The sequence below is a fragment of the Streptomyces californicus genome (assembly GCF_000717645.1).
In the GTDB taxonomy this organism is placed as follows: domain Bacteria; phylum Actinomycetota; class Actinomycetes; order Streptomycetales; family Streptomycetaceae; genus Streptomyces; species Streptomyces californicus.
The window spans coordinates 193,652-211,681 of the sequence record NZ_JNZZ01000006.1; the positions used below are offsets into that span (position 1 = coordinate 193,652).

Sequence of the window (18,030 nt, forward strand, 5' to 3'; positions counted from 1 at the left end):
CCCCGGCAGGGCCGCCCGCCCCCACGGGCCACCCGGCGGAGCCGGGGGCGCAGCCCCCGCCCGGGGCCGGGGCGCCCTACGACACGGCCCCGTAGAACCGCTCCTCCACCACCGCCCGCGCCCTCCGCGTGATCCGCCGGTAGTCGTCCAGCATGTCCCCGACGTGCCCCGGCTCGTACCCCAGGTACCGCCCCACCGCCGCCAGCTCCCGGGAGTCCGCCGGGAACGTGTCGCCCGCCCGCCCCCGTACCAGCATCACCGCGTTGCGCACCCGGGACGCCAGCACCCACGCCTCGTCCAGCGTCTGCGCGTCCTCCGCCGGGATCAGGTCGGCCGCGCACGCTGCGGCCAGCGCCTCGCGCGTGCGCGTCGTGCGCAGGCCCGGCTCCGCCCACCCGTGCTGCATCTGGAGCAGCTGTACGGTCCACTCGACATCGCTCAGCCCGCCCCGCCCCAGCTTCGCGTGGAGCGTGGGGTCCGCGCCGCGCGGCAGCCGTTCGGACTCCATGCGGGCCTTGAGCCGGCGGATCTCCCGTACGGCGTCCTCGCCGAGCCCCTCCATCGGATACCGGAGCGGATCGACCAGCTCGGTGAACGCGCGGCCCACCTCCGCGTCGCCCGCCACCGGCTCGGCCCGCAGCAGGGCCTGGCTCTCCCAGACGAGGGACCAGCGCCGGTAGTAGGCGGCGTACGACTTCAGCGTGCGGACCATCGGCCCGGTCTTGCCCTCGGGGCGCAGATCGGCGTCGATCAGCAGCGGCGGGTCGGCGGTCGGCAGCTGGAGGAGCCGGCGCATCTCGGAGACGACGGCGTTGGCCGCCTTGGCCGCCTCCTCGTCGCTGACGCCCTCGCGCGGCTGGTGGACGAAGAGGACGTCCGCGTCGGAGCCGTAGCTCAGCTCGTGCCCGCCGAAGCGGCCCATGCCGATGACGGCGAACCGGGTCGGCAGGGTGTCGCCCCACCGCTCGCGCACGGCGGCCCGCAGCGCGCCCGCGATGGTGGCGGCGTTGAGGTCGCTGACGGCCGAGCCGACGCGGTCGACGAGGGCCCCGTGGTCCTGCTCGGCGGGGCTGTCCTCGGTGCCGTAGGAGCCGATGAGGTCGGCGGCGGTCGTACGGAACAGCTCCCGGCGGCGCACCCCGCGGACCACCGCGACCGCCGATTCCGCGTCCCCGGCCCGCCCCACCGCGGCCAGCACCTCCTGCTCCAGGTGGGCCCGGGTGCGGGGCGTGAGCCCCTCCGGGTCGCCGAGGATCGCCACCGCCTCCGGGGCCCGCATCAGCAGGTCCGGGGCGAGGCGGCCGGCGGAGAGGACCCGGGCGAGGTTCTCCGCGGCGGCCCCCTCGTCGCGCAGGAGCCGCAGGTACCACGGGGTCTTGCCGAGCGCGTCGGACACCTTGCGGAAGCCGAGGAGCCCGGCGTCCGGATCGGCGGAGTCCGCGAACCAGCCGAGCAGCACCGGCAGCAGGGTGCGCTGGATGGCGGCCTTGCGGGTCACGCCGGACGACAGGGCCTCCAGGTGGCGCAGGGCGGCGGACGGGTCGGCGTACCCGAGCGCTTCCAGGCGGATCGCGGCGGCCTTCGCGCTGAGCCGGGACTCCCCGGGGGCGAGCTGGGCGACGGCGTCCAGCAGCGGCCGGTAGAAGATCTTCTCGTGCAGCCGCCGTACGACGGAGGCGTGCCGCTTCCACGCCTTGTTCAGCTCGGCCACCGGGTCGGTGCGCATCCCGAGCGACCGGCCCAGCCGCCGCAGGTCCGCCTCGTCGTCGGGGACCAGGTGGGTGCGGCGGAGCCGGTGGAGCTGGATGCGGTGTTCCATGGCGCGCAGGAAGCGGTACGCCTCGTCGAGCTGGGCGGCGTCCGCGCGCCCCACGTACCCGCCCTCGGCGAGCTCCCGCAGCGCCTCCAGGGTGGAGCCGCTGCGCAGGGAGGCGTCGCTGCGCCCGTGTACGAGCTGGAGGAGCTGCACCGCGAACTCGACGTCCCGCAGGCCGCCGGGGCCGAGCTTCAGCTCCCGGTCGATCCGGTCGGCGGGGATGTTGTCGACGACGCGGCGGCGCATCTTCTGCACGTCGGGGACGAAGTTCTCCCGGTCGGCGGCCTGCCAGACCAGCGGGGAGACCGCGTCCACGTACTCTGCGCCCAGCTCCGGGTCGCCGGCCACCGCGCGCGCCTTGAGCAGGGCCTGGAACTCCCAGGTCTTGGCCCAGCGCTGGTAGTAGGCGAGGTGGGAGCTGAGGGTGCGCACGAGCGGTCCGTTGCGGCCCTCGGGGCGCAGGTTGGCGTCGACCTCCCAGATGGTGCCCTCGACGGTGGTCTCGGAGCAGATCCGCATCATGTGGGCGGCCAGCCGGGTGGCGGCCTGCATGGCCTTGGTCTCGTCCGCCCCGTCCCTCGCCTCCGCGACGAAGATCACATCGACGTCGGAGACGTAGTTCAGCTCGCGCCCGCCGCACTTGCCCATCGCGACGACGGCGAGCCGGCACCGCGCGGCGTCCTCGGGGGCGGCCGTACGGGCGATGGCGAGGGCGGCGCGCAGGGTGGCGGTGGCGAGGTCGGCCAGCTCCGCGGCGGTCTGTTCGATGCCGGTGGTCCCGCAGACGTCCCGGGCGGCAAGGGTGAGCAGGCACCGGCGGTAGGCGACGCGCAGCGCGTCCGGGTCGGTGGCCTCGGCGAGGCCGCGCTCGAACTCGGCGACGCCCGGGTGCAGGTCGACCGCCTCGTAGGTGACGAGCGCCTGCCAGTCGCGGGGGTGCCGGGCCAGGTGGTCGCCCAGCGCCTCGGACGCGCCGAGGACCCCGAGGAGCCGGTCGCGCAGGGGCTTGGCGGTGACGAGGGTGTCCAGCAGCACCTGCCGGTCGCCCTCCTCCTCCGCCTCCACGATCCGGACGAGGCCGCGCAGGGCCAGGTCCGGGTCGGCGGTGGCCCCGAGCGCCTCCAGCAGCACCGGATCGGACCGTACGGAGGCGAGCGCGTCCAGGTCGAGGAGCTGCTCGGCGGCGGACGGGTCGGTGAATCCGTGCCGCAGCAGTCTGGTGAACGTACTGCTTCTGCGCCCCGGCGCGGTCGTCATCCGTGCTCTCCTGCCAGCCGAACCGAACTGCGTTGTGTGGTCACGCCGTGGCGCGGCCTCGTCGCCGTGCAACAGCGTTTCGAGCCTAGGGTGTGTCCGGCGGATCAGGATCGGACAGGCCGCGGCGTCCGGTGCGGCGCACCGCAAGGCGCTGGAGTGCCTGCGTCGCGGAGCGACTCGGGCGTTTCGGCAACGCCGCGAGGTGCCGTGCCAGGCGCCGTGGACCCGGTCCAGGATCCGCCGGACACGCCCTAGTCCTGTACGGGCCCGTTCGGGGCGGCGGCGGGGCGTGTGACCTGTGGGGTCGCGTTCTTCGGCGTCCCCCTGGTCCCGGTGAGGACGGTGGCGTACAGCTCCTCGGAGACCAGGACGCGAGGGGTCAGCCCGGCGGCGCGCAGGATCCCGGCCGCCGTGTCCCGCTGCCGCTCGCTCGCCTCCACGAGCAGGCTGCCGCCGGGCGCGAGCCAGGCCGGTGCCTCGGCGGCGACCCGGCGCAGGACGTCGAGCCCGTCGCCGCCTCCGTCCAGGGCGACGCGCGGTTCGTGGACGCGGGCCTCGGCGGGCAGCAGCGCGACGTCGCCGGTGGGGACGTAGGGGACGTTGGCGAGGAGGACGTCGACCCGGCCGCGCAGGGCGCCGGGGAGGGGGTGGAAGAGGTCGCCTTCGTACACGTGGCCCAGCTCGCCGACGTTGCGCCGGGCGCACCGCACGGCGGCGGGTTCGACGTCGCAGGCGTGCAGTTCGGCGGTGTCGGACGCGGCGGCGAGGGCGGCGCCGAGCGCTCCGGAGCCGCAGCAGAGGTCGACGACGACGGCCCTGGGGGGCGCGAGGGCGGCGGCCTGCACCACGAGGAACTCCGTACGGCGGCGGGGCACGAAGACGCCGGTGTCCACGGCGTACCGGCGTCCGCCGAACTCGGCCCAGCCCAGCGCGTGTTCGAGCGGCAGCCCGGCGGCGCGGCGCGCGACGAGCGAGGCCAGGACGGCGGGGGACGCGGCGGCCTCGTGCAGCAGCCGGGCCTCGTCCTCGGCGAAGACGCAGCCGGCGCGGCGGAGGGCGAGGACGGTGGTGGAGAAGGAGCTTTCCGGGTGAACGGACATACGAGCGAAGCCTTTCGGGAAAACCGATGGGCGCTCGGCGATGGTCCTAGTCCGTTCGGCCGACTGCTGTCTTTGCTGCCGTGGCCACCGGTTCTCCGACGTGATCGCGGGGGATGAGCACCCGTACCGATCCAGCGTTGATGGGTCTCACCTCCTCGTTCGATCGCCTCGGCCCCCGTGACGTACGGGGATCGGGCGCGGGGCCTCCCGGCGGGGGCCCGCGCGGGGTCGTAACAGTACAACAGCCCGCTTCCGCGACCAGTACGGGCGCGGAAGCGGGCTGCCGGGGCTTCCCGGACGCCGCTCCTAGAGGTCGACGCTGTCCCGCAGCTCGGTTGGCGTCAGGAAGAGGGAGGCGAGGACGCCGACGACGGCGATGCCGGCCGAGATGAGGAAGATGTGGCCGGTGGCGTCCCCGTACGCGGCCCGGACGATCTCCTGGACCTGGGGCGGCATGGCGGCGATGTTGAGGGTGGAGCCGCCGGAGCCGGAGGCGGCCGGGTCGATGCCGAGCTTCACCAGCCCGTCGGTGATCTTGGACGAGACCTGGTGGGCGAGGACCGCGCCGAGCACCGAGACGCCCATGGTGCCGCCGAGGGAGCGGAAGAAGGTGATCGCCCCGCTGGCCGCGCCGATCTCGCTGAGCGGGACGGTGTTCTGGAGGACGAGCACGAGGTTCTGCATCGACATGCCGACCCCGACGCCGACGCCGAGCATGCCCAGCGAGACCATCACGAGCGAGGTCTCGTGGTCGATGAAGGACAGTCCGAGGAAGCCGGCGGCGAGGACGACCACGCCCGTGACGATGAACGGCTTGACCTTGCCCGTCCTGGACACGAGGCGGCCGGCGACGGTCGAGGAGACGAGCACGCCCGCCATCAGCGGGATGGTGAGGAGACCGGCCTCGGTGGGCGAGTAGCCGCGGCCGATCTGGAAGTACTGGCCGAGGAAGACCGCGCCGCCGAACATGGCCATGCCGACCGCGAGGCTGGCGACGATGGCGAGGGCGGGGTCGCGGCGGCGGACGACGTGGAGCGGGACGACGGGCTCCTTGACGCGGGACTCGACGAGGACGGCCGCCCCGAGGATCAGCGCGCTGCCGCCGACCATGGCGGCGGTCTGCCAGGAGAGCCAGTCGAAGTCGTCGCCGACGAAGGTGACCCAGAGGAGGAGCAGGCTGACCCCGGCGGCGATCAGCGTGGCGCCGAGGTAGTCGACCTTGGTGTCGGGGCGGCGGACCTCGGCGAGGTGCAGGGTGCGGCCGAGGATGACGGAGGCGAGCAGGGTGAAGGGCACGGCGACGAAGAAGCACCAGCGCCAGCCCAGCCAGGAGGCGTCGGTGATGAACCCGCCGAGCAGCGGGCCGCCGACGGTGGCGACGGCCATGACGCCGCCGAGGTAGCCGTTGTAGCGGCCGCGCTCCTTCGGGCTGATCATCGCGGCGATGATCACCTGGACCAGCACCTGGAGCGCGCCCATGCCGAGCCCCTGGACGGCGCGGAAGGCGATGAGCTGCTCGGTGGACTGGGCGAAGCCGCAGGCCACCGAGGAGACGACGAAGAGGCCGATGGCTATCTGGAGCAGCAGCTTCTTGCTGAACAGGTCGGCGAGCTTGCCCCAGATGGGGGTGGAGGCCGTGGAGGCGAGCAGGGTCGCGGTGACGACCCAGGTGTACTGCGACTGCGTGCCGTCGAGGGACCCGATGATCTGTGGGAGCGCGACCGAGACCACGGTGCTGCTGATCATCGCCACGAACAGCACGATGAGCAGCCCGCTGAGGGCGCGCAGGACGTGCCGGTGGTCCATGGGTGCGGCGGCGGGGGCCCCGGCAGGGGCGGCGGTGTCTGCTGCGCTCACGCGCAACCTCCGGAAGGGTTCGTACGAGGGGTCCGTACGGGGTGTCCGCGCCTGGTTGCTGCACGGGTACGGGCACGCCGGTACGGGAGGGAGAAGGCTTCACCATACATGCACACTGGGCAATTTTGCCCACTGCGCAACAATCTCACACCCGAGGGATAATGCCCCCATGGACAGCAGCACCGCGGGACCGGGCCTCCGGGAACGCAAGAAGGAAGCCACTCGGCAGGCCGTGCACGAGGCGACCCTGCGCCTGACGGTGGAGCACGGCTTCGACCAGGTGACGGTCGAGGCGGTGGCGGACGCGGCCGGGATCTCCCGCCGGACGTTCTCGAACTACTTCACCAACAAGGAGGACGCCCTCCTCTACGGCGAGGAGCAGCAGATCAGGGCCCTGGTCCGCACGGTGCGCGACCGCCCGGCGGACGAACCGGCCTGGCCCGCCCTGCGCGCCGCGGTGGCCCAGTTCGCGGACCGGGTGGCACCACCGGAGCGCGAGTGGGCGGTACGCACCCGCCTGGCGATGCGTCACCCCTCGCTGCTGGCACGCCAGTTGGCCAACCACGCCGCCCTGGAACGCGATCTGGCCGAAGCGGTGGCCGCCCGCCCCGGCCCGAGCACGGCCCCGGTCCGCCCGATCGTGCTGGCGGCGGGCTTCCTGTCCTCGCTCCGGATCGCGATGCGCATGTGGATCGAGGAGGACCTGGCCCGCGACCCGGCTGCGGTGATCGACGAGGTCCTGGACGAGATGGGGCGGGGGTTCGTGTAGGCACCTCCGCGCGGGGGCCGCGCCGCTTCGGCGACCGGCCGGCACCCCGACGGCCGGCCCGCACCTCGACGGCAGGCCAGCACCCCCGAAGACCGGCCGACCAGCGCCCCGGCGGCCGCCCGACGCCTCGCGCCGAGTGCCGCCTCTCGCCGAGTGTCGCTTGAGCCGCCGCGCCCCTCGACGGACCCGGCGGCGCACCGCATTATCGGCACCCACCCCCGGGCCCAGGGGCTTCACGGACTCCCCTGCGCAGGGTCGGGCCCAGCCCTCAGGACCCCGGTCGCTTCACCCGGATCTCGTAGGCGATCTCCCACCGGATGTCCGGCACGATGATGTCGGCGGTCTCCACGGGGCGTCCCGCTTCGTCGAAGTACGTGCGCTCGATCGCGATGACCAGGTCGCCGACGGAGATCCCGAGCAGGTTGGCCTGCTCCCGCGTCGCGCGGGCCGGGCGGACCAGCTCGACTCCGGTGACGATGTCCACACCGATGGCCCGCATGCGCTCCACGACGCCGATCTTGCCGAGCGGCCCCATCTCCGGGAGCAGGACGGGTGTCCCGTCCGTGATGGCCATCGGCTCCCAGCTCTTGGCGAGTTGCACGGGCATGCCGTCGGCGAGGAACTCGTAGTCCGTCACGACGCAGGGGTCGCCGGGCTCGATCGCCAGCCGTTCGGCGATGGCGTCGGTGGCGGGAATGCGCGCGGAGCTGGTGCACTCCCAGTCCGCCTCGTGATCGAGCTCCTTCATGTTCGCGGCGAAGGGGCTGGGGCCGCGCCGATCGCTGTGGCGCGAGCGGACCATGCGCCGGCGCTCACGGGGCTTGCGGACGTACGTCCCCGAACCGGAGCGGCCTTCGAGGAGACCCTCGACGATCAGGTGCTCCACGGCCCGCTGCGCCACGGACGGGCCGACACCGAACTCCTTCGCGAAGCGGGCCCGGGACGGCAGCTTGTCCCCGATGGCCCATTCGCCGGCCTTCACGCGAGCCCGCAGCTCGTCCGCCACCTTCAAGTACGACTTATCACGTGGCATTTGCGCAGCTCCGTGTGTTCGGCGTCGATATGGGCGTCGCTGTTGACAAAGCTAACCCATCAGGTTGAAGCTGAATACTCAGCATTACATGGAGTGACAAGAGGCCCCGGGGGAGAAGTGTGCGTTCTGCACAAGCGCGGGTTGCGGCGCTGACCGGCATGCTCGCCGCCGCCACCGGCACCGAACCGCGTGCGATCACCGAGTTGGACGCTTTCCGCGTCGAGGCCGATCTCCCCGGCGAGCTGAGCGAGGCCGCCCACGCGGCCGTGCTCGCCGCCCTGGCCACGGCGGACCGCTACGGGCACAGGCTGACCCGCACTTCCGAATACGTCTGGGCCGAGATCAGCAGAGAGGCGAACGTGACCACGACAGAATCCACCGACACGGCCTACCGAGCCCTGCTGGGCCATACGACGACCTGCACCGCCTGCCGGACCGGCGTGAACTGCCCCGATGCCAACCGGCTCGTCCGCGCCTGGCGCGACACCCGCAGATGAGCCGCGCCGGCCACGTCGGCCGCACGGGTCCGCTGCGCCTCACCGGCCCCATCAGTCCCACCCACGACGGAGGTACCTGATGCGCACCACTCGTTCAGCCTTACCGGCGGCGCCCGGGAGGCCCGGATGATCGCCCTCTCCCCGACGGACGTCCGCACCTGCGAGGCGTGCTGGAACGCCCCGGTCACCGCGGCCCGGCCCACCCCCGCCGGCCGCGACCTGCTCTGCGAGGGCTGCGCGGCGGGCGACTACCCGCGCCGCGTCGACCTGTTCCCGCCCCTCGGCGTCTACGGCCTGACCGCGCGCAAGCTCGCGAACGACGGCAGACACGGCAGCGGCCCCCCGAAGCTCCCACCGGACCCGGGTCCGCCCCTGCCCAACCCGCCCCCCGCCCCGTCCCCGCCGGGCACACCGCCGGTGTAGTACGCGGGGCGCCCTCGGCCCACATCGATCGGGGATCGAGAGTGGGCCGAACGGGCCGCGCGGAGCGCCACGGCTCCCGCCACGGTCACCAGGTCGCGACGGTGGCCGCATGATGATCCGCGACCACCGCACGGTCTTGGTGACACCCTCCAGCGGGCCGGGTAGGGTCGCGTTCTTCGGCGGGCGGGTGCCCGCTGGAGTCCTCCGAGGCTGTGCGATCACGATGCTTCCCGGTACCTCCCCTCCCCCGCTCCGGCTCGACCGCGCCCTGGACGCGCTGACCGACGCCTTTCGCGGGATGACCGCCCGCGCCGACGAGGTCCAGTGCGACTGCCACTGGGGCGGCGCGGAGGAGCTGGCGCTGCTCAAGACCCCGGGCGTACCTCTCGGTCCGGATCTCCTCCGCCGCGCCTGGGACGCGCCCGACTGGGGCGACCACGGAGCGGTGCTGCGGCGGATCCTGCCCCAGTTCGCCCGCGCGCTGGTGCGCGGCGAGGTGAAGCCCGCGTCCGGCATGTACGAGGTCGGCCGCTCGTTCGCCCGGGGGCACTGGCGGCGGTGGCCCGCGCAACAGAGCGCTGCCGTACGGGAGTTCCTGCACGCCTGGTGGGCACACAGCCTCCTGGACCCGGTGCCCGCCGTGCCCGTGCACGACCTTCTGGCCCTGTGCGCCGAGGCAGCGGGCACGGCCGCTCCCTGGCTCGCCGTCTGGGAGTCGGTGCGGGGCGAGGTGTCCGACCGGCACCTGGCGGAGGCCGCCGCCGCATGGGAGTACGGGCTGCTGGGCGACCAACTGCCCTGGGATTCCTGGGACGATGAGGACGAGAGCGGGCTGCGCGGGGAGCTTTCCGCCTGGCTCGTCCGCCATGTGCCGGAGCGGCTGCGGGCCCGGGAGGGCTGCGAGACCCTGCTCCACCGTGTCCGGCTGATCGGCCTCGCCGGACCGGACCGCTGGGAGGACCCGCACTGGCCGGGGCATCGGTACTGAACCGGCAGCGGTCCGACGTGCGGCCTCGCCGAAGCGGCGAAACCCGTGTGTCGCGCGCCGCATGATCGCTAGGCTGAACAGGAGTGCGAAGTCTGTTCATCGGAGGGGGACATGGGTACACCAGCGGGTCCGGGCGCGACACCTCCACCACCCCCGCCGCCCTACCCCCCGTCGCCGCCACCGCGCACCGAGCCTCCGCGCTGGGCCTGGTGGGTCGGGGGCATCGCCATCCCGCTGGTCGGCATCCTGGTGACCGTGGCCTTCGGCGGCAACAACCCGCCTCCGACCGCCGCGCCCGCCCCGGGCGCCGCCGACCAGGTCACCCGGCCGGCCTCCCCCACCCCGGCCGACACGCCGTCCTCGACGGACCCCGACACGGATCCGGACGCGGCCGAGCCGGACGCTCTCGTACCCTCGGGCGCGACGCCGTCCACCTCCCCGTCCGGATCCGCGGCGTCGGAGGTCGACCTCACCGCGCCCGACGGGTACGCGGAGGCGCTGAGCACGATGTGGGGCCTCTCGCCCGCCCCGTGCGCGCAGCACGAACAGCAGCTCATCGACCTCGACGACGGGACCAGCCGGACCGAGACCGAGGACATCGGCGCGGTCAAGGACCCCGGCGGGGCGGAGCTGCTGCACTGGCCCGAGACCTGCAACGACCTGGGTGACTACAAGCTGCGCGCCCTGCCCAACACCCGGGTCGGGCTTCTCCGTACCGACGCCCCGAAGACCTTCGACTCCTGCCGGGCGGCGGCCGGCAGCGGTTTCGGCGCTCTGGACCTGCCGAGCAAGACCGACCGTGTGGACCGGGGCTTCGTCGAGGGCGCCGCACTGTGCTCCGTCACGGACAAGGGCGCGGTGGCGATGGCGGTGATCGAGCACATCTCCGGCGGCTCCCTGGACGACGTGTCGGTCAGCGGCCCCCTCTACGTCTGGCCCGCGGCACGCTGACCGCGGAGGGCCCTGGGCCGCCCACGGGCCATGGGCGGCCCAGGGTCTACCTCTTGCGCACCCGGCTCACCAGAAACGCCGCCCCGACGATGACGACGAGGGCGACGGCGACGATCCAGAAGGCCGGAGCACCCTGCCCCGCCCCTTTGGCCAAGAACTGCGCGTGCTCCACACCGCTCTCCATTCGTCCGGGGCGCCTGCGTACGACGGCGTACGCGTACCCAACGCCCACGTACCCCGTTCCGCCGGCCACTCGCGCCCGCCGACGGCAGAAGACGCCCCGGGACCGGAAACGGCTGCGGGCGGGCCCTCCCGGTTCGTCCGAGGGGGCCCGCCCGCAGGCACGTGCGCCGGGCCTACAGCACCGGCAGCAGGTTCTTCAGCTCGAAGGCCGTGACCTCGCTGCGGTACTCCTCCCACTCCTCCTTCTTGTTGCGGAAGAATTGATGAGCCGGGTTTCTGACCTGCGGCCACGCAACCGATTAACGCTGTGACCTGCTGCTGAGCGGTTAGCGGTTGTCAGCATCGGTCATCGTTGAGCGCCCTTCCACGGCCCCGAGACGGCCCCGGGAAGGTGCTCTGTCGTTGGGCTCGGCTTGAGCATGTCGTCCAGCATCGCCTTGGCGTCGACACGAGCGCTCCGAGATTCTGATGATGTGGCGGCACCGCTTCATCACCAACGCCTGGGCGTGGGAACTCCCCATGGGCTTGGCCGAGGAGGGCGAGACGCCTGCGGAAGCGGCGGCCCGTGAGGTGCTGGAAGAGACCGGCCGGCGGCCCTGCTCGGTCAAGCCGCTGATCTGCGCTGAGCCGGCGAATGGCATCACCGACTCCCAGCACCACGTCTGCCGGGCCGACGGGGCGACGTACGAGGGGCCGCCGACCGAGAAGAACGAGTCGGACCGCATCGAGTGGATCCCGCTGTCCGACGTGCGAGGCATGATCGACCGGCGCGAGATCGTCAGCAGCGGCTCCCTCATCGGGCTGCTCTACGTCCTCATGGACAAGTCCATCCGATGACATGGCGGCACTGTGCTCCACGTAGCCGAGCCCACATGCGTTGCGAGGAGACGCAGCAGGCACCCCATGCGCCCGGCAGAGCCACGGCGTTGTCATTCAATGATCCATTGTGGCCGCTCAAGGCAGTCCAGGTGGAACTGCCTTTGCGTAGGGGAGGCACAGACCAGGAGCACCGTCCTCGCAGTCCAACATGTCAGCCGAGATACGGCCGAGCACGGTGTTCCAGAAAGTGACGGATTCGGAGCCGCTGCGTGTGGTGCATCGGCAGGCGATCGATCTCCTCGGGCTGGACGAATCTCAACTCCGTTGACTCGTCCGAGATCACGAGACGGCCCCCGACCGCACGGGCGGTGAAGCAGACGTTGAACTGCCTGCGCACCTCACCGTCCGAGTAAGCGATGATGTGAAGAGGGTCGGTGTACGTGCCCACGAGCCCAGTGATCTCTACATCGAGCCCCGTTTCCTCCCTCACCTCGCGAACGGCCGTTCCCGGCAGGGAGTCGGTCATCTCCATGCCGCCACCAGGCAGCGCCCAAAGGTCGTTGTCCCGTCGGCGTTGAAGGAGCAGGCGCCCTTCTTCGTCGGTGACCACGGCGGACGCCGCGACCACCAAGCTGTTCGGCTCAGGTGCCGCCGGATCGTCGTAGTACTCGGTCCGTGCCATGATCACCCTTCGCTTACCGGCGTCGCGGTCTCCCAGACCGCAGCGAAGCTGCTGGCGTAGGTGTCGAACATGCCGCCCGCTCCGCTGCGTCGCAGATGCCATACGGGAGCGCCGTAGGCGTTCACGCCCCAGATATGGGCATTGATCATCGCCTGGTCATCCGCACGATAGATCGAGTTGTAGAGCGTGGTGGCATGGGTCCGCACCTCGATGCCAGGTACCCGCGCAAGGGGGCGGTAGTGCATGAGGGCGAGTCGGCAGCGGGACTCGATCCCGTGGCCGAACCGCTCGTCCTTGCCGCGCTGTTGGACATGCGCGCTGTCCGGGTCGCCGATCGCGATACGGACAGCGCACCCATCGGCAGCTCACTCTCGCAGCAAGTCGTTGAGCCGCGGGTACGCCTCGTGAAGGAAGACGGCCGCGTACACCAGCACGTCGATGCGCTCGCGAGCTTGGGTCAGCATGTCCACGAAGGTTGATACGGGGATGTCCGCCCGCTGGTCGTAGAGGGCCACCAGTTCCGGACTGACAGCGCGTGCAGGTCGTGCCTGCCGGAGCGCGGGCCAGAGAGCGTGCACGTCTTCTCCCAGTGTTTCCGCTGCCACCAGGGCCGTGGCACGGCGCGGCGTGCGCCCCGAATTGACCCATCTCTCAATGGACTTGGGATCGACCTCGACCTTGTTCGCAAGGGCGGTATACGTCCAGCCGCCGGCCGCCAAGGCGGCACGTAACCCCTCGTTCGGCATCTCCATCTCTCCTGACGCTCGGGGACGGCACTAGGGACGTTCTACCCGATGCGGGACGTCCCGAAGTGGGGTTCGTCGGAGGTTCCGACGTCCTGATGACCGGCAGGATCCTTGTCCGCATGGCTAGCAATCAGTCGCCCCGAAGCGTCCCCATAGAGGCGAGGGTCGGCTGACACGGTTGCTGTACGCCCCTGAAACGCCAGGCCCCCGGACGGCCCAGAGCTGATCATGACTGTGGGCGGGGCGCTTCGGTCCCATCGGGCGCCCCGCCCATAGTCACGTACGTACGTATGCCCTACAGCACCGGCAGCAGGTTCTTCAGCTCGAAGGCCGTGACCTCGCTGCGGTACTCCTCCCACTCCTGCTTCTTGTTGCGGAGGAAGAAGTCGAAGACGTGCTCGCCCAGCGTCTCGGCGACCAGTTCGCTCTTCTCCATCAGGGAGATCGCCTCGCCCAGGTTCTGCGGGAGCGGTTCGATGCCCATCGCGCGGCGTTCGGCGTCGGAGAGGGCCCAGACGTCGTCGTCGGCGCCGGCGGGGAGTTCGTAGCCCTCCTCGATGCCCTTGAGGCCGGCCGCGAGCAGGACTGCGTACGTGAGGTACGGGTTGGCGCCCGAGTCGATCGAGCGGACCTCGACGCGGGCCGAACCGGTCTTGCCCGGCTTGTACATCGGGACGCGGATGAGGGCGGAGCGGTTGTTGTGGCCCCAGCAGATGTACGAGGGCGCCTCGCCGCCCGCGCCGGCCGCGCGGGAGGAGCCGCCCCAGATGCGCTTGTAGGAGTTGACCCACTGGTTGGTGACGGCGGAGATCTCCGCCGCGTGCCGCAGCAGGCCCGCGATGAACGAGCGGCCGACCTTGGAGAGTTGGTACTCAGCGCCCGACTCGTAGAAGGCGTTGCGGTCGCCCTCGAAGAGGGAGAGGTGGGTGTGCATGCCCGAACCCGGGTACTCCGAGAACGGCTTCGGCATGAACGTGGCCTGCACGCCCTGCTCCAGCGCCACCTGCTTCATCACCAGGCGGAACGTCATGATGTTGTCCGCCGTGGAGAGCGCGTCCGCGTACCGCAGGTCGATCTCCTGCTGGCCCGGCGCCCCCTCGTGGTGGCTGAACTCGACCGAGATGCCCATCGATTCGAGCATCGTGATCGCCTGGCGGCGGAAGTCCATCCCCACGTTCTGCGGCGTGTGGTCGAAGTAGCCCGAACTGTCCGCCGGGGTCGGGCGGGTGCCGTCCACCGGCTTGTTCTTGAGCAGGAAGAACTCGATCTCGGGATGCGTGTAGAAGGTGAAGCCGAGGTCCGAGGTCTTGGCGAGGATGCGCTTGAGCACGTAGCGCGGGTCCGCGAAGGAGGGCGAGCCGTCCGGCATCAGGATGTCGCAGAACATTCGCGCGGTGCCCGGGGCTTCCGCGCGCCACGGCAGGATCTGGAACGTGCCCGGGTCCGGCTTGGCGATCATGTCCGACTCGTAGACCCGCGCGAAGCCCTCGATCGCCGAGCCGTCGAAGCCGATGCCCTCGTCGAATGCCTGCTCCAGCTCGGCCGGAGCGACGGCGACGGACTTGAGGAACCCGAGGACGTCGGTGAACCACAGCCTCACGAAGCGGATGTCGCGCTCCTCAAGGGTCCTGAGGACGAATTCCTGCTGCTTGTCCATTGCCACATCCTTGCAGTTCAGACGGTCCGTGCACCACCGCCCGGGGTAGGGGGACACTGCCAGTATCACGACCCGGGATTTCACCCACATTACGCACTCCGTGTGAGAGGGAGCACGTGGCCACCCCCGCCGGTCGGCGACCGGCGGGCGGGGGCCCCGCGGCCGGGTCGGGGCCCGGTTTCCGGCCCGTTCGCGTACGTCGGCCGCCGCGCCGTTCGCCGGTCCTGCCCCGGGCCGTCCCCGGCGCACCCGAACGGGCGCTTGCGGTCGCGCCGCCCCGGCGGGCCGGTGACGATGGGTGGCGCTCGGGGCCGTACGCAGTGCCATCGGCACGCAGGAGGAAATCCCCCATGACGACCGCCAAAGACATCATGCACAGCGGGGCCCGCTGGATCCCGGCCCACGAGACGCTCGACCGCGCGGCGCAGTTGATGCGCGAGCACAACGTGGGTGCGCTGCCCGTGTCGGCCGACGGCGACTCGGACCGGATGGTCGGCATCATCACCGACCGCGACATCGTGGTCGGCTGTGTGGCGAAGGGGCACGACCCGGCCAAGATCACGGCGGGCGACCTCGCCCAGGGCACGCCCCGCTGGATCGAGGCGGACGCCGATGTGGACGCGGTCCTGGAGGAGATGCAGACCCACCGCATCCGCCGGCTGCCGGTCGTCGAGAACAAGAAGCTGGTCGGCATGATCAGTGAGGCCGATCTGGCGCAGCACCTCACCGAGGAGCAGATCGCCGGCTGGGCGGAGAAGGTCTACTCGCGCGGCTGAGACCGCGGTACGCGTGCGGCCCGGCAACCGTTCTCCCGTTCCGGCGGTGAGATGGGGCGAGCCGGGCCGCCGCTCGTCCGTATACCCGGCGGGGGTAGGGTGGCCCGTATGGCGGGTGCGGTGCGGAGCAGGGGCGTGAGCTGCGGGCAGTTGGTGCTGTTCGCCGCCCTGCTGTTCGGCATCGTCACCATGCACACGGTCGGGCATCCCGCCGAGCACGGCGGCCGGGCAGCCTCCCTCTCCTCGGCGGGCCCGGCGGCGGACCCCTCGGCGGGCCCGGCGGCGGTCATCGCGGAAGACCTCTCGGCGATCTTCGTGGCGCACTCGTCACCGGCCACCATGGAGGGCTTCCCCTCAGTCACCGCCGAGAGCTTCTCGGCGGTCATCGTGGAGGGCTTCTCGTCGGCCGCCGTCATGACTGACGCCTCGGCCGCCGACGCCGCCCACCCATCGGCCGCCGACACAGCCTCCCCCTCGTCGTCCGGCACCGCCCACACCCCCGGTCACGATTCCGGCGGCGACGCCCCCACGAGCGGCATGGATCCGCTCTCCGTCTGCCTCGCCGTCCTCGGCGCGTGGGGGCTCGCCCTCCTCGCCACCTGGCTGCTGCTCGGGCTGCGCGCCGACGGGCGGCGCCTCGGCGCGCCGGTCGGCGCGGGGCTCCTGCGGGCGTCGCGGCCGAATCCGCCGCCCTCGATATCGGTGCTCGCCGCCGTTTCGGTGCTGCGTATGTAGGAGTGGGCGTCTCACCTCCGCCCTTGCTCCCTTTCCCGCACCACCAGCACATCAGAGGTGTCTTCAGCATGTCCGCACGACCCACCCGACGCGCCGTCCTCGGCGCGGCCCTCGCCGTCGCCGGAACCGGAGCGCTCGCCGCCTGTTCCGACGGCGGCGGCGACCACGGCGATGCGCACTCCCCCGGCGGAGCGCAGGACTCCGGTACGTACGTCTCCCCCGGCGGTGAGGAGGTCCGGACGGCCGAGGCGGCGCGCGGCTCCGGGCCCGTACGCAAGGTCTCCCTGACCGCCACCCGCACCCGGCTCGACCTCGGCGGCGGGCGCACCGTCGCCTCGTGGGCGTACGGGGACCGGCTGCCGGGGCGCGAGGTGCGCGTGACGGCGGGCGACACGCTCGCGCTCACCCTCGCCAACCACCTGCCCGAGCCGACCTCCCTGCACTGGCACGGGCTCGCCCTGCGCAACGACATGGACGGGGTCCCCGGGTTGACCCAGCGGAACATCGAGCGGGGGGCCGAGTTCGCCTACCGGTTCGCCGTGCCGCACCCGGGAACGTACTGGTTCCACCCGCACTCCGGTGTGCAGCAGGACCGGGGGCTGTACGCCCCGCTGATCGTGGAGGACCCGAAGGAGCCGTTGGCGTACGACAAGGAGTGGGTGGTCGTCCTCGACGACTGGGTCGACGGGGTGGAGGGGTCCACCCCGGACGCCGTTCTCAAGGAGCTGTCCGGCGGCATGGGCGGCGGGATGGACCACGGCGCGCACACCATGTCCGGCCACGGCGACACGGCGGAGAGCGGGCCGGCGGAAGCCGGCGGCGGCGGTCCGTCCCGGATGATGATGGGCGCCACCAGCGAACTGCTCGGCGGCGACGCGGGCGACGTGGCCTACCCGCACTACCTGGCCAACGGTCGGCTGCCGGAGGACCCGGAGGTCTTCTCCGCCCGGCCCGGCGACCGCGTACGGCTGCGGATCATCAACGCCGGCGGCGACACCGCCTTCCGCGTCGCGATGGGCGGCCACCGGATGACCGTGACGCACACCGACGGCTTCCCGGTCCGGCACACCACGGGGGACGCGCTGCTACTGGGGATGGGCGAGCGGTACGACGTGCTCGTCACCGCCGGCGACGGGGTCTTCCCGCTGACGGCGCTGGCGGAGGGGAAGAAGGCGTCCGCCCTCGCCGTCCTGCGGACCGGGAGCGGGGCCGCGCCCGCCGCCTCCGTACGCCCGAAGGAGCTGGACGGGAAGCTGGTGGAGGCGGGGCGGCTGGCCCCGGACCCGTCGGTCGCGCTGGGCGGCCGGGCGCCGGACCGGACGATCCGGATGCGACTCACCGGCGGGATGGCGGCGTACGACTGGGCCTTCGACGGGCGGCCGTACGACGCGAAGGAGCGGCGGCCGGTGGAGGCGGGCGAGCGGGTGCGGCTCGTCTTCGACAACGCGACGGCCATGTGGCATCCGCTCCATGTGCACGGGCACACCTTCGCGCTCGGCGGGAACGCCGCCGGGGCCCGCAAGGACACCGCGATCGTGCTGCCGCACCGGTCGCTGACCGTCGAGTTCGACGCCGACAACCCGGGGCTGTGGATGGTCCACTGCCACAACGTGTACCACGCGGAGGCGGGGATGATGACGGTGCTCGGGTACCGGGCCTGACTCTGGTGGCCTACCGCAGGTCGGGGCCGGGGCTGCCGACATACCGGCCCTGACCTGCGGTTTCGGTGGGCTCGGGCAGA

General features: G+C 72.1%; 15 protein-coding genes and 3 pseudogenes. 9 read left to right on the top strand and 9 right to left on the bottom strand.

Going from position 1 to position 18,030, the window contains the following annotated elements:
* Window positions 1-76: 76 nt before the first annotated feature.
* The 3 genes from IF19_RS0110195 to IF19_RS0110205 form a co-directional block, all read right to left on the bottom strand.
* Window positions 77-3,073: a bifunctional [glutamine synthetase] adenylyltransferase/[glutamine synthetase]-adenylyl-L-tyrosine phosphorylase gene (locus IF19_RS0110195; RefSeq protein ID WP_030117981.1), complete on the bottom strand. Its 2,997-nt coding sequence runs from the start codon at window positions 3,071-3,073 to the stop codon at window positions 77-79.
* 251 nt (window positions 3,074-3,324) lie between these two features.
* The gene (locus tag IF19_RS0110200) at window positions 3,325-4,173 is read right to left on the bottom strand and encodes a putative protein N(5)-glutamine methyltransferase (RefSeq protein WP_078580667.1); all 849 of its coding nucleotides are present in this window, start codon (window positions 4,171-4,173) and stop codon (window positions 3,325-3,327) included.
* A gap of 306 nt (window positions 4,174-4,479) precedes the next feature.
* Window positions 4,480-6,030 carry an MFS transporter gene (locus IF19_RS0110205; protein WP_030121625.1) on the bottom strand — a complete coding sequence of 517 codons (1,551 nt, stop codon included), beginning with the start codon at window positions 6,028-6,030 and terminating at the stop codon, window positions 4,480-4,482.
* 169 nt (window positions 6,031-6,199) lie between these two features.
* Here IF19_RS0110205 and IF19_RS0110210 point away from each other — a divergent pair, with 169 nt between their 5' ends.
* Complete coding sequence (locus tag IF19_RS0110210; RefSeq protein WP_030117976.1) at window positions 6,200-6,799, top strand: acyl-CoA-like ligand-binding transcription factor; 600 nt, start codon at window positions 6,200-6,202, stop codon at window positions 6,797-6,799.
* 268 nt (window positions 6,800-7,067) lie between these two features.
* Here IF19_RS0110210 and IF19_RS0110215 read toward each other — a convergent pair whose 3' ends face one another.
* A complete protein-coding gene (locus IF19_RS0110215) occupies window positions 7,068-7,832 on the bottom strand; it encodes a GntR family transcriptional regulator (RefSeq protein WP_030117975.1) in 765 nt (254 codons plus the stop codon).
* A 158-nt stretch (window positions 7,833-7,990) separates the two neighbouring features.
* Between IF19_RS0110215 and IF19_RS0110220 the strand changes: the two genes are divergently transcribed.
* The 4 genes from IF19_RS0110220 to IF19_RS0110235 all read left to right on the top strand — a co-directional run bounded on the left by IF19_RS0110220 (window position 7,991) and on the right by IF19_RS0110235 (window position 10,691).
* Window positions 7,991-8,329, top strand: coding sequence for a hypothetical protein (locus IF19_RS0110220; protein ID WP_030117974.1), 339 nt, complete (start codon window positions 7,991-7,993; stop codon window positions 8,327-8,329).
* 126 nt (window positions 8,330-8,455) lie between these two features.
* Entirely contained in the window at window positions 8,456-8,752 is a 297-nt protein-coding gene (locus IF19_RS0110225) for a hypothetical protein (RefSeq protein ID WP_030121626.1), read from the top strand.
* A 223-nt stretch (window positions 8,753-8,975) separates the two neighbouring features.
* Window positions 8,976-9,740, top strand: a complete 765-nt coding sequence (locus IF19_RS0110230) for a hypothetical protein (protein WP_030117973.1) — start codon at window positions 8,976-8,978, stop codon at window positions 9,738-9,740.
* A gap of 111 nt (window positions 9,741-9,851) precedes the next feature.
* The gene (locus IF19_RS0110235; RefSeq protein WP_030117972.1) at window positions 9,852-10,691 is read left to right on the top strand and encodes a hypothetical protein; all 840 of its coding nucleotides are present in this window, start codon (window positions 9,852-9,854) and stop codon (window positions 10,689-10,691) included.
* Between the two features lie 46 nt (window positions 10,692-10,737).
* Here IF19_RS0110235 and IF19_RS1000000137610 read toward each other — a convergent pair whose 3' ends face one another.
* The gene (locus IF19_RS1000000137610; protein WP_156095454.1) at window positions 10,738-10,875 is read right to left on the bottom strand and encodes a hypothetical protein; all 138 of its coding nucleotides are present in this window, start codon (window positions 10,873-10,875) and stop codon (window positions 10,738-10,740) included.
* A gap of 172 nt (window positions 10,876-11,047) precedes the next feature.
* A pseudogene (locus IF19_RS1000000138895) lies at window positions 11,048-11,134 on the bottom strand (glutamine synthetase); the annotation flags it as partial.
* A gap of 187 nt (window positions 11,135-11,321) precedes the next feature.
* Here IF19_RS1000000138895 and IF19_RS0110245 point away from each other — a divergent pair.
* A pseudogene (locus tag IF19_RS0110245) lies at window positions 11,322-11,711 on the top strand (NUDIX domain-containing protein); the annotation flags it as partial.
* A gap of 193 nt (window positions 11,712-11,904) precedes the next feature.
* Here IF19_RS0110245 and IF19_RS0110250 read toward each other — a convergent pair.
* From IF19_RS0110250 to glnA, 3 genes and pseudogenes are all read right to left on the bottom strand, one after another.
* Window positions 11,905-12,375 carry an NUDIX domain-containing protein gene (locus IF19_RS0110250; RefSeq protein WP_030117970.1) on the bottom strand — a complete coding sequence of 157 codons (471 nt, stop codon included), beginning with the start codon at window positions 12,373-12,375 and terminating at the stop codon, window positions 11,905-11,907.
* 2 nt (window positions 12,376-12,377) lie between these two features.
* Window positions 12,378-13,121 (bottom strand): annotated as a pseudogene (locus IF19_RS01000000134625) (XRE family transcriptional regulator).
* 295 nt (window positions 13,122-13,416) lie between these two features.
* Window positions 13,417-14,778: a type I glutamate--ammonia ligase gene (gene glnA / locus IF19_RS0110260; protein WP_030191465.1), complete on the bottom strand. Its 1,362-nt coding sequence runs from the start codon at window positions 14,776-14,778 to the stop codon at window positions 13,417-13,419.
* 350 nt (window positions 14,779-15,128) lie between these two features.
* On the opposite strand from glnA, the gene IF19_RS0110265 reads away from it, so the two are divergent.
* The 3 genes from IF19_RS0110265 to IF19_RS0110275 all read left to right on the top strand — a co-directional run bounded on the left by IF19_RS0110265 (window position 15,129) and on the right by IF19_RS0110275 (window position 17,950).
* Complete coding sequence (locus IF19_RS0110265) at window positions 15,129-15,554, top strand: CBS domain-containing protein (protein WP_030117968.1); 426 nt, start codon at window positions 15,129-15,131, stop codon at window positions 15,552-15,554.
* Window positions 15,555-15,662: 108 nt separating this feature from the next.
* Window positions 15,663-16,289, top strand: a complete 627-nt coding sequence (locus IF19_RS0110270) for a hypothetical protein (RefSeq protein ID WP_030276423.1) — start codon at window positions 15,663-15,665, stop codon at window positions 16,287-16,289.
* Window positions 16,290-16,357: 68 nt separating this feature from the next.
* A complete protein-coding gene (locus IF19_RS0110275) occupies window positions 16,358-17,950 on the top strand; it encodes a multicopper oxidase family protein (protein ID WP_030117965.1) in 1,593 nt (530 codons plus the stop codon).
* The last annotated feature ends 80 nt before the right edge of the window (window positions 17,951-18,030 follow it).